The organism is Paracoccus sp. (in: a-proteobacteria), from assembly GCF_047973135.1.
In the GTDB taxonomy this organism is placed as follows: Bacteria; Pseudomonadota; Alphaproteobacteria; order Rhodobacterales; family Rhodobacteraceae; genus Paracoccus.
Genome location: NZ_JBKEBL010000012.1, coordinates 1 through 15,873 on the forward strand (window position 1 = coordinate 1; position 15,873 = coordinate 15,873).

At 64.6% G+C, this 15,873-nt stretch carries 15 protein-coding genes; 4 read left to right on the forward strand and 11 right to left on the reverse strand.

What is annotated here, in order from left to right; translation table 11 throughout:
• A partial coding sequence (locus ACK5L9_RS00880; protein WP_416909560.1) for a cytochrome D1 domain-containing protein occupies window positions 1-1,012 on the forward strand: 1,012 nt, incomplete at its 5' end.
• The gene (locus tag ACK5L9_RS00885) at window positions 969-1,235 is read left to right on the forward strand and encodes a hypothetical protein (RefSeq protein ID WP_416909561.1); all 267 of its coding nucleotides are present in this window, start codon (window positions 969-971) and stop codon (window positions 1,233-1,235) included. The genes ACK5L9_RS00880 and ACK5L9_RS00885, both read left to right, overlap by 44 nt.
• 404 nt (window positions 1,236-1,639) lie before the next feature.
• Here the strand turns inward: ACK5L9_RS00885 and ACK5L9_RS00890 are convergent, their stop codons facing one another.
• Window positions 1,640-3,688 carry a transglycosylase SLT domain-containing protein gene (locus tag ACK5L9_RS00890; RefSeq protein WP_416909562.1) on the reverse strand — a complete coding sequence of 683 codons (2,049 nt, stop codon included), beginning with the start codon at window positions 3,686-3,688 and terminating at the stop codon, window positions 1,640-1,642.
• A 112-nt stretch (window positions 3,689-3,800) separates the two neighbouring features.
• Between ACK5L9_RS00890 and dapA the strand changes: the two genes are divergently transcribed.
• Window positions 3,801-4,676 carry a 4-hydroxy-tetrahydrodipicolinate synthase gene (dapA, locus tag ACK5L9_RS00895; RefSeq protein ID WP_416909563.1) on the forward strand — a complete coding sequence of 292 codons (876 nt, stop codon included), beginning with the start codon at window positions 3,801-3,803 and terminating at the stop codon, window positions 4,674-4,676.
• A 28-nt stretch (window positions 4,677-4,704) separates the two neighbouring features.
• Here dapA and ACK5L9_RS00900 read toward each other — a convergent pair whose 3' ends face one another.
• A complete protein-coding gene (locus tag ACK5L9_RS00900; protein ID WP_416909564.1) occupies window positions 4,705-5,994 on the reverse strand; it encodes an Nramp family divalent metal transporter in 1,290 nt (429 codons plus the stop codon).
• Between the two features lie 142 nt (window positions 5,995-6,136).
• On the opposite strand from ACK5L9_RS00900, the gene mntR reads away from it, so the two are divergent.
• Window positions 6,137-6,559, forward strand: coding sequence for a manganese-binding transcriptional regulator MntR (gene mntR / locus ACK5L9_RS00905; RefSeq protein ID WP_416909565.1), 423 nt, complete (start codon window positions 6,137-6,139; stop codon window positions 6,557-6,559).
• A 10-nt stretch (window positions 6,560-6,569) separates the two neighbouring features.
• On the opposite strand, the gene xylB is transcribed toward mntR, so the two are convergent.
• The 9 genes from xylB to ACK5L9_RS00950 form a co-directional block, all read right to left on the reverse strand.
• Window positions 6,570-8,021: a xylulokinase gene (gene xylB, locus ACK5L9_RS00910; protein ID WP_416909566.1), complete on the reverse strand. Its 1,452-nt coding sequence runs from the start codon at window positions 8,019-8,021 to the stop codon at window positions 6,570-6,572.
• A gap of 4 nt (window positions 8,022-8,025) precedes the next feature.
• Window positions 8,026-9,489 (reverse strand): mannitol dehydrogenase family protein, encoded by a 1,464-nt coding sequence (locus tag ACK5L9_RS00915; protein WP_416909567.1) that lies wholly within the window; start codon window positions 9,487-9,489, stop codon window positions 8,026-8,028.
• Window positions 9,486-10,178: an HAD family hydrolase gene (locus ACK5L9_RS00920; RefSeq protein WP_416909568.1), complete on the reverse strand. Its 693-nt coding sequence runs from the start codon at window positions 10,176-10,178 to the stop codon at window positions 9,486-9,488. Before ACK5L9_RS00920 ends, ACK5L9_RS00915 begins: the two co-directional genes overlap by 4 nt.
• 10 nt (window positions 10,179-10,188) lie before the next feature.
• Window positions 10,189-11,250 (reverse strand): ABC transporter ATP-binding protein, encoded by a 1,062-nt coding sequence (locus ACK5L9_RS00925; protein WP_416909569.1) that lies wholly within the window; start codon window positions 11,248-11,250, stop codon window positions 10,189-10,191.
• 12 nt (window positions 11,251-11,262) lie between these two features.
• Window positions 11,263-12,315, reverse strand: a complete 1,053-nt coding sequence (locus ACK5L9_RS00930) for an NAD(P)-dependent alcohol dehydrogenase (protein WP_416909570.1) — start codon at window positions 12,313-12,315, stop codon at window positions 11,263-11,265.
• Between the two features lie 3 nt (window positions 12,316-12,318).
• Complete coding sequence (locus tag ACK5L9_RS00935) at window positions 12,319-12,507, reverse strand: DUF2160 family membrane protein (RefSeq protein ID WP_416909571.1); 189 nt, start codon at window positions 12,505-12,507, stop codon at window positions 12,319-12,321.
• A 3-nt stretch (window positions 12,508-12,510) separates the two neighbouring features.
• Window positions 12,511-13,350, reverse strand: coding sequence for a carbohydrate ABC transporter permease (locus ACK5L9_RS00940; protein WP_416909572.1), 840 nt, complete (start codon window positions 13,348-13,350; stop codon window positions 12,511-12,513).
• A gap of 3 nt (window positions 13,351-13,353) precedes the next feature.
• Complete coding sequence (locus tag ACK5L9_RS00945) at window positions 13,354-14,232, reverse strand: carbohydrate ABC transporter permease (protein ID WP_416909573.1); 879 nt, start codon at window positions 14,230-14,232, stop codon at window positions 13,354-13,356.
• 92 nt (window positions 14,233-14,324) lie between these two features.
• Entirely contained in the window at window positions 14,325-15,761 is a 1,437-nt protein-coding gene (locus tag ACK5L9_RS00950; RefSeq protein WP_416909574.1) for an ABC transporter substrate-binding protein, read from the reverse strand.
• Window positions 15,762-15,873: the final 112 nt, after the last annotated feature.

Here is a 15,873-nt window from a genome sequence, read left to right on the forward strand (position 1 = left end):
CGAGGTGCTGGACCGCTTTGCCACGCCCTTTGCCGTGCATGGCGGCCCGAAATTCAGCCCAGACGGGCGGTTCGTCTTTATCATGTCGCGCGATGGCTGGGAGCAGAAATACGACATCTGGTCCCGGACCGAGGTTGGCCGCGTTCGCGCCGCCCTGAACAGCCGCAATATTGCGATCAGCCCGGACGGGCAGCGGATCGCGGTGGCGAATTACCTGCCCGAAAGCCTGACCGTGCTGGATGCGGGGCTGAACCCGGTCAAGGTGATTCCGGTCGCGCCCGACGGCAAGCCCAGCCGGGTCAGCGCCGTCTATCAGGCCCCGCAGCGCGCCAGTTTCATTCTGGCCCTGAAAGACGCCCCCGAGATATGGGAGATCGCGGCCGGCGACCTGTCGGTCCGCCGCATCCCGATTGCCGAACCGCTGGACGATTTCTTCTTCACGTCGGACTATGCGCAGTTGATCGGGGCCAGCCGCGAAGGCGACAAGGGCGTGGTCGTTGCCCTGGACGATGGCCATCAGATCGCCAAACTGCCGCTGCCGGGCATGCCGCATCTGGGATCGGGCATCACCTGGGAACGCGACGGGCACCGGGTCATGGCCACCCCGCATCTGGGCGAGGGGGTGTTGTCGGTCATCGACATGCGCGACTGGACCCTGATCGCGCAGATCGACACGGGCGGGCCGGGCTTTTTCCTGCGCAGCCATGCGAACAGCCCCTATCTCTGGGCCGATGTGTTCTTTGGCCCGCACAAGGACCAGATGCATGTGATCGACAAGAATACGCTGAAGATCGTGAAAACCCTCGCACCTTTTCCTGGCAAGACATTCGCCCATGCCGAATTTACCCGCAACGGCAGCCATGTCCTTGTATCCCTGTGGGAGGATGACGGCGCGGTCGTGATCTATGACGCGAAAACGCTGGCCGAAGTGAAACGCCTGCCGATGCGCAAACCCTCGGGGAAATACAATGTCTGGAACAAGATCACCTTCGAGGACGGAACCAGCCACTGATCATCGCTGGCCGGTCCGCAAGCTGGAACTTCTGCTGTATCCGGCGGCGGTCGCGGCGGTCTGGATCAACCTGTTCATGCTGTCGTTGCTGACGGGCTGGACAGGTCTGCCCGCGCTTTCCCCCCTTCAGGCGCTGATCGCGGCCCTGCCGGTCGCCATGCCCGCAGCATGGGCCGCAGGGCGCTGGATCCGGCGGCTGATGGACCGCGCGGATGGTATCTGAATCCCCATGCATGACTTGAAAGGTTGTTGCTGATGCCCGGGCTCTGGCGAAGATGCTGCGCACGGGCTGGTATAGCTGATGCTGCGCCAGTTTGATGATCAAATTGGCTTCCCTCAGCTATACTCGCGGTCCGCCGCAGGCTTTTGCAGGGGGTCCGGGGGGCGCACAGCTCCCCCGGCCATCGCGGGACGCAAAACATCCGGCGGTGACGTCAGACAGATAATCCCCGTGGCGCGCGGCCGCGATGCAGGGGGTGTGCCCGACCGGTGCGGCCCCTACCGGTGCGGCCCCTTGCGTGCAGGGTCCGGGCGTCTTGCGCGGGTATTGCGCTTGTGGCCTCGATGCCTGACACCATTGCATCATGCGCGGCAGCGCAACGCAACGCAGCGCGGCATCGGACCGGATCAGCGGGGGCTGACCCAGCCTTCGGGCAGCGGCGGGCCGATAAAGCGTTTCGGCACGGGCCGTTTCGACACAGCCAGCGTCAGCCGCAGCGGCGGCGGTGGCATCAGCCCGCCTCCGGTCAGATCCCATGTGGGCAGGATGGGCGCGGGCTTGCCGCGGATGCGGGCGCGATAGATGGGCATCGCCTCGGTCACGCGCATGACATAGTTCCGCGTCTCGTCGAAGGGGATCAGTTCGACCCAGTCCACCGGGTCGAAATTCCGTCGCAGATCGCCAAACTCGGTCAGCCAGCGCGCGGGCCGCCCCGGCCCGGCATTATAGCCCGAGGCTATCAGCGCCGTTGACGCCCCGAACCGGTCGCGCAAGCCCGCCAGATAGGCCGCGCCCAAGCGTGCATTGTAATCCGGATCGGTCGTCAATCGCGAAAGCTGATAGGGCTCGCTCCGCTGCCGCGCCATCTGTTGCGCCGTGGCGGGCATCAGTTGCATCAGCCCCTTGGCCCCGGCGTGGCTGGAGACGGTGTGGTTGAATTCCGATTCCTGCCGCGCGATGGACAGCACCAGTTCCGGCGGCAGGCCCAGATCGGCCTTTTCCAACCCGGTCAGCGGGAAATGTGCGGCGGGAAAGATCACCCCCTGCGAGGCCGCGCGTTTCGACAGCCGCAGCCCGTGCCAGGGTGTCCGGGCCTCGATCATCAGCCGGGCCATGCGGGCGATGTCCTCGGGGGCGGCGGTTTCCGACAGGTGCAGAAAGAACCGCTGAGCCTCGTCCACCCGCCCCGTTGCCAGCAGCCACATCCCGGCCTGAAAGACACCGTTGCGGCGCAGCGCGCTGCCGCGCCAGTCGGGCAGGGTCTGGACGGCCTGTCCCGGCACGGCATAGGCGGCGGGCATCACGGCATGGATTTTTTCGGCGGCAAGCTGGCCGTAATAGACGCCGGGCTGCGCCGCCGCACGGGTATAGGCATCCCGCGCCGCCGCCATATCGCCAAGCGCCTCGTGCGCGCGGCCCTGCCAGTACAGTGCCCGCGAGGTGCTGATGGCGCTGCCGACCACAGTTTCCAGATGGCGGAAATGTTCCAGCGCGCGATCCGGCGCGCCGGCATGCAGCGCCGCAAAGCCCGCCAGCCATTCCAGATCGGCGTAATGGCGGTTGTCAGGGGTCAGGAAATGGTTCGCCGCCAGCCGCCCGGCCAGCAGCCAGTCGCGCTGTCGCATGGCCTGCCGCGCATAGTCCACCCGCATCTGCGCCCACAGATCGGGCACGCGCAGCGCTTCGGCGCTGGTCGAGACCTCCAGCATCAGCGCCCGCGCGCCCTCGTGCTGTTTGGCCCGGACCCGCCACAGGAAGCGGTCCACCGCCAGACCGGGATCGGCGCGCGGCCCCGGTGGCAGTGCCAGTATCAGGTCATCGACCCCGCCGCGCCGTGCCTGTACCGCCACGCGCGCGGCGATCAGCGGGCGGTCGGCCTCGGGCAGGGACGGCAGAAGGCGTTCGGCCTGCGCCCAGTCCTGCAAATCCAGCATCCGCGTGGCGCGCGTGGTCAGAAGCGGCGTCAGTTCGTCGCGATATAGCGCCAGAAATGCGGCCTCGTCCGCAGCCTCCAGCGGGGTGCCGGTCCAGAACCGCGCCCGCTCGGCTTTTGCGGCATCGGCATCCAGCGTGGTCAGAAAGGCCGTCTCGGCGGTCAGGGTGTCGGGCAGCCGGTCGCCCAGCCAGTCGCGGATGTTGCGGGCGGACAGGTCGGGCCGCAGGGTCGCATCGCCGCGCTGGCGCAGCAATTCCAGCCCCGGCCAGTCAGGATGGGCGCGGATGAAATCCAGATAATCGCCAAATCCGCCCCGGCCCGCGCGCAGGGCCTGCCAATCGACCAGTGCCATCGCCATCGGCCCTGACAGGTCGGCGGCGGCCCGCGCCGTGGCCCAGTCCCTGACATCCGCCGCCGACAGGGCCAGAGCCATCGCCCCCGCATCCTCGGCGCGCAGCGGCGGGGCGAGGGGCAGGGTCAGGATCGCGGCAATGGCCGCTATGTCGCGCAGATGTCGCATCACTCCCCCTGTCTCTGTGTCATTCCGCCAAAGCGCAATTCACAACCTTGGCAAGACCCGCGCCCGGATATAGGGTCGCGCGACTTTCAACAGAACCAAACAGGAGCGTGTCATGTTCAAAGGGTCGATGCCAGCCCTCGTCACGCCGTTCACCGAGAACGGCGAACTGGATCTGGACACGCTGAAAAAGCTGGTCGATTGGCAGATCGAACAGGGCAGCCATGGAATCGTGCCGGTGGGTACGACCGGCGAAAGCCCGACACTGACCCATGACGAACACCGGCAGGTGGTCGAAGAGGTTGTGCGCGTTGCTGCGGGCCGGGTGCCGGTGATCGCCGGGGCCGGGTCCAATTCAACGCGCGAGGCCATCGCCCTGATGCGCCACGCCGCCGGGGTGGGGGCAAGCGCCGCGCTGGTCGTCACGCCCTATTACAACAAGCCCACGCAGGCCGGGCTGATCGCGCATTACACCGCGCTGACCGAGGCCGTGGACCTGCCGGTCATCATCTACAACATCCCCGGCCGCTCGGTCATCGACATGCTTCCGGATACGATGGGCCAGTTGGCCAAGCTGCCCGGCATCGCCGGTGTCAAGGACGCCACCGGCAAGCTGGAACGCGTCAGCCAGCAGCGCATCGCCTGCGGTACGGATTTCATCCAGCTTTCGGGCGAGGATGCAACCGCGCTTGGGTTCAACGCACATGGCGGCGTGGGTTGCATCAGCGTGACCGCGAATGTCGCGCCCCGGCTTTGCGCGCAATTCCAGGAGGCCACGCTGCGCGGTGATTTCGCCGCTGCGCTGGCCTTGCAAGACCGGCTGATGCCGCTGCACGAAGCGATCTTCATCGAGCCGGGACTGGTCGGCGCGAAATATGCCATGTCGCGGCTTGACCTGTGCAATGATCGCGTGCGCCTGCCTCTGGTTCCCCTGACCGACGCCACGAAACGCCGCATCGACGCCGCGCTGGAACATGCCGGGCTGATCTGAGCCCGGCCCCTCATCCCTCAAGGGCCCCTCATCCCTCAAGGAATGGCAGACCAAGGCCAAAGCCGTCGGCCAGCAGGATCGCGTTCAGCGACAGAACCAGTGCGGCCCCCAGAATGGCCAGAAGGCGCAGGACCGGGCCGACGGTAAATTCGCCCATGAGGTCGCGGCGTGCCACGAAATGCAGCAGCGCCAGCATCGGCACGGGCAGGGCGATGGACAGCACCACCTGGCTGAGAACCAGCGCGCGGGTCGCGTCCACCCCTGCGGCGACCACGGCGAATGCGGGCAGCATCGTCACCAGCCGCCGCAGCCAGATCGGCACCCGGCGGCGCAGAAAGCCCTGCATGATCATCTGCCCGGCCATCGTCCCCACGACCGAACTGGACACCCCCGAGGCGATCAGCGAGGTCAGAAAGATCGCTGCCGCCGCGCCACCCAGCAACGGGGTCAGGGTGTGATAGGCAGTTTCGATTTCCGCGACATGGGAATGGCCCTGATGAAAGGCGCTTGCGGCCATCATCACCATGGCCATGTTGACCATTCCGGCAATGGCCAGCGCCAGAACCACCTCGATATTGGAAAAGCGCAACATCCGCCGCCGCTGATCCGGGCCGGAATAATCGGCACGGGCCTGCATCAGCCCCGAATGCAGAAAGATCGCATGGGGCATGACGGTTGCTCCGATGATGCCTACGGCGATGGTCAGCGCCGCGCTGTCGGGCAGGGCAGGGGTCGTCAGCCCCTGCGCAGTTGCTGCCCAATCGACGGGCGCGATCAGGATCTCGGCCAGATAGCACAGGCCGATTACCCCGACCATAGCGCCGATGATCATCTCGATCGGGCGAAAGCCCCGGCCCTCGACCATCAGGATCGCATAGGTGATGATCGCGGTGACGCCCATGCCCGCGATCAGCGGCAGACCGAACAGCAGAGACAGGCCTATGGCGCCGCCCAGAAACTCGGCCAGATCGGTGGCCATGGCCGCGATTTCGCTGATCACCCACATCACCCGGACCAGCGGGCGCGGCAGGTGATCGCGCGACAGTTCGGCAAGGTTGCGCCCGGTAACGATGCCCAACCGTGCCGACAGCGCCTGAAACAGCATCGCGATCAGATTGGCCATCAGCACGACCCACAGCAATTGATAGCCATAGCCTGCGCCCGCCTGAATATTGGTCGCGTAATTGCCGGGATCCATATAGGCGATCGAGGCGATGATCGCCGGCCCCGCAAACAGCAGCCGGTTGCGCAACCCGCGCCCCTGACCGGCAAGGGCCAGCGAGATCTCGGATCGGGTGCGGTCTGACAGGGTGGTCATCGGGCTTGCCTTTCTGTATCGCGGCATTTTTAGCCATGGCTATACTATATGCAATAGGCCATGCCACGCTCTTACGGCTGGTGGCGGGTTGTCATTCTGGCTATGATCCCATCCCGGTGGACAAGCGCAGAGGAACAGCCATTTGCCCGGACCCGACGATCCGACCCCGCAGCAGGCCCGACGCTTTGCGCGCGCGCGCGAAAAGCAGTCATCCGCTCTGCTGGAAGATTATGTCGAGATGATCGGCGACCTGATTTTCCAGACCGGAGAGGCGCGCGTGGCCGAGATCGCGCTGCGCATGGGCGTGGCGCAGCCCACCGCGACCAAGGCCGTCGCGCGGTTGAAACGCGAGGGGCTGGCGACCTCGCGCCCCTATCGCGGGGTGTTCCTGACCGAGACGGGGGCGGCGCTGGCCGATCGGGTCCGCGCCCGCCACCGCACCGTGGTCAGCCTGCTGATCGCCCTTGGCGTCCCGCCCGAGACCGCCGAACAGGATGCCGAAGGGATCGAACATCACGTCTCGGGCCGGACTCTGGCGGCATTCGAGCGGTTTCTGGCGCGCTGAACGGACCCGGTCACTGGATGGCGCGAATTGCCGGATAGGCTGTGCGAAAGGTGGCATAACCCTGATCAAAGGCGTCGCGCAGGGCGGCCTGCGGCGTCACCTCGGCGGTGATCGCAGGGGCGGTCATCACCTGTTCGATGCTGCCGACGCCCGCCGCGACCATCCCCAGACGCGCCGCGCCCAGGGCTGCACCAAATTCGCCTGCCTCGGGCAGGGTCAGCGTCACGTCCAGCGCGGTTGCGATGACCTGCAACCAGTAACGCGACCGCGCACCGCCGCCGATGGCCAGCAGCCGGTCGATCCGCGCGCCGGTGGCCTTTAGCGCCTTGTGGCTGTCGCGCAGGCCAAAGGCCACGCCCTCCAGCACGGCGCGGGTCATGTCGTCGCGCGTCGTGTCCGAGCCGAGGCCGGTAAAGCTGCCCCGGATCACCGGGTCGTTATGCGGCGTTCTTTCGCCCGACAGATAGGGCAGAAAGCGGACCGGTCCCGGCGTTTGCAGGTCGGGACCAAGGCTGCCGGTCAGCCCGGCGGGGCTGGCCCCCGCTATTCTGGACAACCAGTTCAGGCTGTCGGTGGCCGACAGCATCACCCCCATCTGATACCATTTGCCCGGCACCGCGTGGCAAAAGGTATGCAGCGCGGTTTCAGGCGCGGGGCGATAGCCGTCGCGCGCCGCCAGCAGCACGCCCGATGTGCCAAGCGAGACGAAACCCTGCCCCTCGGCCATGGCTCCGATACCGCAGGCGGCGGCGGCATTATCGCCCGCGCCACCCGCCACCGTGACCGGCCCGGCAAGCCCCCATTCGCGCAGCAGTTCGGGGCGCAACCGGCCTGCGGCCTGCGATCCCTCGACCAGCCGCGGCATCTGGTCACGGCGCATATGCCCGGCTTTCAGCAGCATATCGGACCAGTCGCGCCGCCCGGTATCCAGCCAGGCGGTGCCGGCGCTGTCGGACATGTCGCCGACATGTTCCCCGGTCAGCCACAGGTTCAGCCATGCGGCGGGCAGCAGCACGCGGGCCGTACGGGCGTGGTGTTCGGGTTCATGCGCCCGAACCCATTCCAGTTTCGGCGCGGTAAAGCCGGGAAAGACGATATTGCCCGACAGCGCGCGGAAATCGGGCAGGGCGTCAAGGCGCGCGGCCTCGGCATGGCTGCGGGTGTCGTTCCACAGGATACAGGGCCGGATCACCCGGTCGTCGCGGTCCAGCAGGGTCGCGCCATGCATATGGCCTGCCACGCCGATTCCGCTGAGCGCCGAAAATGCCGGATGCCCGTCGCGCAATTCGGCAATGGCCCCCTGCAAGGCAGCGATCCAGTCGGCGGGGTTCTGTTCGGACCAGCCGGATTTCGGATGGCTGACATCATAGTGCCGTTCGGTCGCGCCGATAGGGGTGCCGTCGGCATCCACCAGCAGGGCGCGCAGCCCCGATGTGCCAAGATCAATTCCAAGAAAGCTCATGACGTCATCCCGCCAGAAAGCGGTCCAGCGCCGCCCTTACCCCGTCTTTGTGGATCAGCCGCAGCCAGTCGTCAAATGGATCGGCGAAATCCGCCGCCCCGGCCAGATCGCCATAGATCGCCGGAACCAGCCAGTCGCGCGGCTGCGCCTGTGCCCGCAATGCGCGGGTGTGCAGCTCGGGCCACAGGGGGTCGTTCGGCTGGATCACCGTTCCATCCTCGCGCCGGCCGGTGCAGTACCGCGCCCACAGAGCCTCGGTCAGCGCCAGCCCCCGGACCGCGGCCCCCGCCGCCAGACCATCGCGAAGCGAGGGCAGAACAAAGCCCGTATGGCGGCTGGAGCCGTCAAAGGCCACGCGGCGGGTCGTGTCGCGGATGGCAGGGTTGGCAAAGCGTCGTTCGATCAGGTCCAGATAGGCGGCAGGGGAATATTCCGGCACGGCATGGACATGGGGCAGGATCTCGGTCTGTTCCACCCGGCGGAACAGCGGGGCGATCTGCGGGTCGGTCATCGTCGCGTCAATGGTGGCAAGCCCCAGCAGCTCGCCCGCATTCGCGACGATCTGATGCCCGCCATTCAGGACGCGGATCTTCATCTGTTCGTAATCATGCACCCGGTCGGAAAAGATCGCGCCAGCGCGGTCCCAGTCAGGGCGGCCAGCGCAGAAATCGTCCTCGATCACCCATTGGCGGAAATTCTCGTGGGTGACGGGGGCGGCGTCGCCGATCCCGATGGCACGGACCAGTTCCAGCTCGGCCGGGCCGGTGGCAGGGACGATGCAATCGACCATCGAGTTGGGGAAGGCACCATTCGCCCCGATCCAGTCGGCCAGCGCCGGATCGGTCAGCCGGGCAAGGCCCGTGACCGTCTGACGCAGGATCGCGCCGTTGCCTTGCAGGTTGTCGCAGCTTTGCGCCGTGAACGGGGCCAGCCCCTGCGCTCGCCTGCGCGCCAACGCCGCGACCATCGCGCCAAAGGCGGTGCGCGGGCGGTCGGGGTTTTCGGCATCATGGCGGATGTCGGGGTGATCGGTATCCAGCCCCTTGCCGGGGGTCAGGTAATACCCGCCCTCGGTCACGGTCAGCGCGACGATGCGAATCGCCGGATCGGCCATGGCGGCGATCAAAGAGGCGTTGCCATCCTCGACGACAACATAGCCGATCATGGAACCGACAATTTCAGCCGCGCGCCCGTCCGGCGACAGTTCGATCAGCGTAGTCAGATGATCCTGCGCTGCCAGCCGCTCGCGCATGGAAGCGTCATAGGGGCGTATGCCCGCGCCAAGGATCGCCCAGTCATGCGCCAGCCCCTGCTGCATCAGCCGGTGCAGATACCAGGATTGGTGGGCGCGGTGGAAATTGCCCAGACCGATATGCACGATGCCGGGACGCAGCGTGGCGCGGTCATAGGCGGGGCGCAGAACCCAAGACGGCAGGTCGGGCAGCGTGGCGTTGGAAAGCGGCGTCATGAGGTTTCGGATCCGGAGAGAAGGGCGTTCAGCATGCCTGACAGTTCGTGAAGGACCATCGCCGCCCCGGCATCGCGCAGCCGTTCGGCGTGATCGTCGCGCGCGCCCGCCAGATGGCTGCCGCCGACAAAACCGACCGCGCGCATCCCGGCGGCGCGCGCGCCGGCGATCCCATGCGGTGAATCCTCCATCACCGCGCAGGCATGGGGCGGAATGCCCAGTTTTTCGGCAGCCAGCAGGAACAGGTCGGGCGCGGGCTTGCCTCGGGCGACCTGATCGGCGCTGAAGGCGCGGTCGGTGAAGCGGGCGTCAAGTCCGCTGACCCGCAGGGTCGTCGTCATCCGGCGGATTGACCCACCGGTGGCGATGGCCATGGCGATGCCGCGCCCATGCAGATCTTCCAGCAAAGCGGCGGCCCCGTCGATCAGCCGCAACTCTGCCGGATAGCGTGCCAGCAGCCGGTTTTCAAACCGTGCCGCGAAATCGGCTGGCGGCGGCCTGCCCGTCGCTGCCCGCATCCGGTCGCCGATGACCTGCATCGAGACGCCCAGATAACGGCGGCGCAGATCGTCGGTCGATACCCCGGCCCCCTCGGCCCGCATCTCATCGGCCAGCGTTTCCAGCGACATCGCCTCGCTATCGACAAGGCAACCGTCGAGATCAAAGATCACCGCGCGGATATGGGTCATGCGGCGTCCGTCACAGCCGGCGTTCGGATTGCCGGTCGAACAGGTGGACATTGGCCGGATCTATGGCAAAACCGACCTTCTGGCCGGGCCGCGCATGGATGCGGTCCTTGACCACGGCGTCGATCAGATCCTTGTCCACACGGGCAAAGACCTGCGTTTCCGATCCTGTCGGTTCGGTCACGACGACGCTGACCGGCACGCCGTCATCGGCAATGGTGATATGTTCGGGCCGGATGCCGTATGTCACCTTATGGCCATCGGGCAAATCGGTCGGCGGCAGCGGCAAGGGCAGGCCGCCATCGGTCACAAAGGCGCGCTGGCCCTCATGGGTCGCGATCCGGCCATGCAGGAAATTCATCGACGGAGATCCGATGAACCCCGCCACGAACACGCTTTCGGGCCGGTCATACAGATCCAGCGGCGCGCCGATCTGTTCCACGCGCCCGTCGCGCATGACCACGATCTTGTCGGCCATGGTCATCGCCTCGATCTGGTCATGGGTCACATAGACGATGGTGGTCTTAAGCCGTTGATGCAGTTCCTTGATCTCGACCCGCATCGTCACCCGCAGCTTGGCGTCAAGATTCGACAGCGGCTCGTCGAACAGGAACACCTGCGGATTGCGCACGATGGCGCGGCCCATGGCCACCCGCTGACGCTGACCGCCTGACAATTGCTTGGGGTAACGGTCCAGCAGATGCGCAAGATCCAGGATCGAGGCTGCCTGCCGGACCTTTTCGTCGATCTCGGGTTTGGGGCGTTTGGCCATCTTCAGCGGAAAGCCGATATTTTCCGCCACCGTCTTGTGCGGGTAAAGCGCATAGGACTGAAACACCATCGAGATGTCGCGTTCCTTGGGCGGCACGTCGTTCACCACCCTGTCGCCGATGGAAATGGTTCCGTCGCTGATTTCCTCAAGCCCGGCAAGCATCCGCAAAAGTGTGGACTTGCCACAGCCCGAAGGGCCAACCAGCACCACGAATTCGCCATCCTCGATATCGACGCTGACGCCGTGCATCACCTGCACCGTGCCATATCGTTTCATCACATTGTCGATCTTTACATTGGCCATGATCGCGTCTCCCTATTGCGGCAATTCGATCTGCATCTTGACGTCGCCCGCAGGCGCGGATGCAGCGGTTTCGAACGCGCGCACGCTGTCCTTGAAATCGAATGTCCGGGTGATCAGAGGCTTCACATCTATCGCCCCGGACGCGATCATGTTGACGCAGCGCGGGAAGGCATGCGCATAGCGAAAGATATTCTCGACCCGTGCCTCGCGGACCATGGCCGCCCCCGCGTCATACAGGACCGGATCGGGTTGGCCACCGATCATCACCACGCAGCCGCCCGGCGCGAGGGGCTGGAACACCCCCGCCGCCGCCTTGGGCGAGCCCGTCGCCTCGAACAGCACCTCGGCGCCCCAGCCATCGGTTTCGCGCAGGACATGCGCGGTCAGATCCTCGTGGGCGACATTTACCGGGGTGATCGCGGATGACAGGCTGGCGGCGATATCCAGCTTGGGCTGGGCGATGTCGGTGACAAAAACCCGCGCGCAGCCCCCCGCCAGCGCCGACAGCGCCGTCACAAGGCCGATCGGCCCCGCGCCCATCACCACGGCATTGTCGCCCGGTTTGATCCGTGCCTTGGTCGCGGCATGGATGCCGACGGCAAGGGGTTCGACCATCGCGGCCTCGGCAAAGGACACGTTGTCGGGCAGTTTGAAGGTAAACGCCTCGGGGTGAACGCAGGTCGGGCGCAGGATGCCATGCACCGGCGGCGTCGCCCAGAAACGCACGGCGGGGTCGATATTATACATCCCCATCCGCGCGGCCTTGCTGTTGGGGTCGGGGATGCCCGGCTCCATGCAGACGCGGTCGCCGGGTTTCAGCGTGGTGACGCCGCTGCCAGTCTCGGTCACGGTTCCCGATGCCTCGTGCCCCAGGATCATCGGTGCGTTGACGACAAAGGGACCGATCCGGCCATGCGTATAGTAATGCACGTCCGAGCCGCAGATCCCGACCGTATGCAGCCGGATGCGTACGTCCAGCGGGCCAAGAACCTCTTCCTCGCGGTCGATGGCGGGGAAGTCGCGCAGCGACAGTTCGTCTTTTCTTTCAAGGACAAGGGCTTCCATGGCCTACCCCCTGCGGATGATGATGACGGCCAGCGCGACCGAGATCGCCACGCTGATCCAGATCGACAGGCCGACGGGTTCCAGAAACCGCAGCCACAGCAGCGACAAAGCGACCCATAGCACGAGGCTGATGAACAGGCGGTCGAACCAGTTTGTCTGGATGGGCAAAAAGCCCTTGCGTTCGTTGTTCATGGTCTATCCTTTCACAGCGCCAAAGGTCAGCCCGGCGACGATATGGCGCTGCACCAGGCTGAAGACGATCAGTGCCGGGATCAGCGTAAAGACCGAAATCGCCGCCATGATGCCCCAGTTGGTGCCGGTCGTGGTGACATATTCCGAAAGGCCCGTGGTCAGGGTCCGGGCGTTGAAATTGGTCAGTGTGGCCGCCAGCAGGTATTCGTTCCAGGCGAATACCCAGGTCAGGATCAGCGTGACGGCAAGGCCGGGCCGGGCCAGCGGAAAGACCACCTCGGTGATGACCTTCCACGGGCTTGCGCCATCGACATAGGCGGCCTCGTCCAGTTCCTTCGGAATGCCGTCCAGCGTCGGGCGCAGGGTCCAGATCGCGAAGGGCAGGTTGAAGGTGCAATAGATCAGGATCATCCCGATCCGGGTATCGGCCAGCGCGAAATCCCCGATCCGGTAAACCTGCGTCATCAGCAGGAACAGCGGCAGCAGGAACACGGCGGGCGGGGCCATGCGGTTGGTGATGGTCCAGAAGAAGATGCTTTCCTTACCGCCCAGATCAAAGCGCGACAGCGCATAGCAGGCCAGAAAACCCAGCGCCGTACACAGCAGCGCATTCCCCGAGGAAATGATCAGCGAGTTGACCATATACCCACGCAAGGTACGGTCGTTCAACACATCGGCATAGTTTTTCCAGTAAACGTCACTCAGCCAGACCGAGGGGGTCGAGAACAGCTCGATCGCGGGTTTGACCGAAATCACGAACAGCCAGTAGATCGGAAACAGCGTCAGAAAGCTGATCAGGATCCAGAACAGCCACGACCACAGGTGATTGCCTCGTCTTTTCATGGCTCAGTCCTTTCCGGTGTTGCGGGGCGCGATCAGGCCGACATACATCAGCCAGCAGACCACGATGGTCAGGTACAGCACGATCACCGACACGGCAGAGCCATAGCCATAATTCGTACGTGGAAAGACCTCTTTGAAGATATGCACGCCGACATAGCGCGTCGCCGAACCCGGCCCTCCGCCCGTCAGCATCAGCACTTCGTCCACGGTGCGCAGCGCGTCCATCATGCGGATGAATACCGTCGCCAGAATCGCCGGGCGGATCATCGGCAGGGTGATGTGCCAGAAGATCTGGCGCTTGTTCGCGCCGTCGATCTGGGCCTGTTCGAACGGATCGGGCGGCAACGACACCAGTGCCGCGATCAACGTCAGCGTGACCAGCGGGGTCCAGTGCCAGATATCCATCACGACCGTGGTGACAAAGGCCTGAATGGCGCTTTGGCCGATATTCAGGTCATAGCCGAACCAGCTTGACAGGATATTCGGGATGATGCCGATGGACGGGGTTGTCATCAGCTTCCACACGGACCCGACAATGATCGGAGCCATGATCAGGGGCAGGGTGTGGATGGTGCGGAAAAACGCCTTGCCTGGAAAATCGCGCATGAAGGCCTGCGCCAGAAAATAGCCGATGATCAGTTCCGACACGACCGCGAAAAAGACAAACGCCGCCGTGACCCCCAGCGAGGCCAGAAACTGCGCGTCAAAGACGATCCGGCGATAGTTCTCGGCCCAGTTGAACACCATGTCCGGGTTGGCTCCGAACGGGTTCCACTGATGGAACGACACGAAGATGACATAGAAGAAGGGGGCGACACCGAACATGATCAGGATCAGCATCGTCGGGGCCAGCAGGGCCCAGCCAAGGAATTTCGAATGCATCGGCTTTTTCCAGTGAACATGAGCAGGTATTTTCACCCGCCGCGCTGATCGGAAAGGCCGCCGCAGTCATGCTGCGGCGGTCGGGGGATCGCCTATTTGCGATAGCCCAGGTCGGTCAGTTCCTGTTCGGCCTTGGCAGCCATCTGGTCCAGACCGGCATCGGGATCAATCGTACCCGTCAGGATCTCGTAAAAGATCGGGGCCACGGCCTCGCGGATCTGGGCATGGAACGGATAGGCGGGCGCGCCGCCAAACAGCTTGCCGTCGTCGCGCAGCATGCCAAAGTAATTGCCCAGCTTGTCGTTCAGCGCCTGAACCTCGGGGTTATCATAGGTCGCGGTGGTGGTCACGCGCGATCCGGCCAGCGTCCATTCCGGCTGAACATCCTCTTCGGCCAGAAATTCCAGGAACAGCAGCGCGGCATCCTGATTTTTCGACGTCACCGGCAGCCCGAACGCACCGCCATCGTAATAGCCGATATACCCCTCGCCTGCCTCGGCCTGGGCCAGAACGCCATCCGACAGGGGCGGCAGCGCAACCGAGATATTGCCCACGACACGCGACTGGTTGGGATCGGATGCAATCCAGGCGACATTCTCGCCATAGACCAGCCCCTGCGCGGCGCGGCCTGCGGCCATGGTCGTCGCAACCTCGGACCAGGTGGACTGAACCGATTCGGGCGGGGCGATGTCGCGCAGGTGCAGCCACCATTTCAGCGCCTCTTTCGCCTCGGGCGAGTTCATGCGTCCGCCATTTTCCACCGATGCGGCATAGTTGTTACCGGCGTCGATGCCCCAGTTATAAACACCAAAGGTCGGCGCGACAGATTCGACATATTCATACCACGAGGCAGGATGCCCGGTATGGGCCTGTGCGGTCGTGCCCCACAGATCCATCTTGTGATCCTTACCCCATTGCGTGAAAAATTCCGCGATCTCGGTATATTCCTCATGCGTCTTGGCGGGGGCCAGATCATGTCCGGTCTTTTCCTTGAACGCCGCCTGAATTTCAGGATCGTTGAACAGATCGGTCCGGTAGACATAGGTCTTGATAAAGGCCTCCATCGGCATACCGAACAGCTCGCCATTGGCACCGCGGAAATAATTGGCGAAAGAGGTCAGGCGGGCTTCGTCGTAATCCGGGGCCTTCAGTTCCGGCTTGGCGGCCAGCGCGCCGGTGATATCGACCAGAAAATTCCGCGCCATATAGGCATAGACGATATCCTGTTCGATATAGACCATGTCATAGATGCCGGTCCCCGCCTCCATGTCCTTGATCGCCTTGTCATACATCTGATCCCAGGACGTCGTTTCGATATCGACGCGGATACCGGTCATTTCCTCGAATTTCGGGGCAAGGACGTTGCGGACATAGTTCGATGCGGGGGTCGATTCCGTCACCCCGCGCAGCGTCACACCTTGGAAACCGGCACCGGCCTGCTTGTAGAATTCCTCGTCAAGGGCCAAGGCACCGCCCGCCGTCAGGGACAGGGCAAGGACGGACGCGCCAAGCATGAAAACCTTGTTCATTGATATTCCTCCCAGATCGGGCGTCGGCGGACAACAGCAGCCTGTTGTCACCCGGAGATTTTCCCGCGCCCACGCCGTTATCTTGGCAAAGAAAACAAGGGGGACGCAAGAG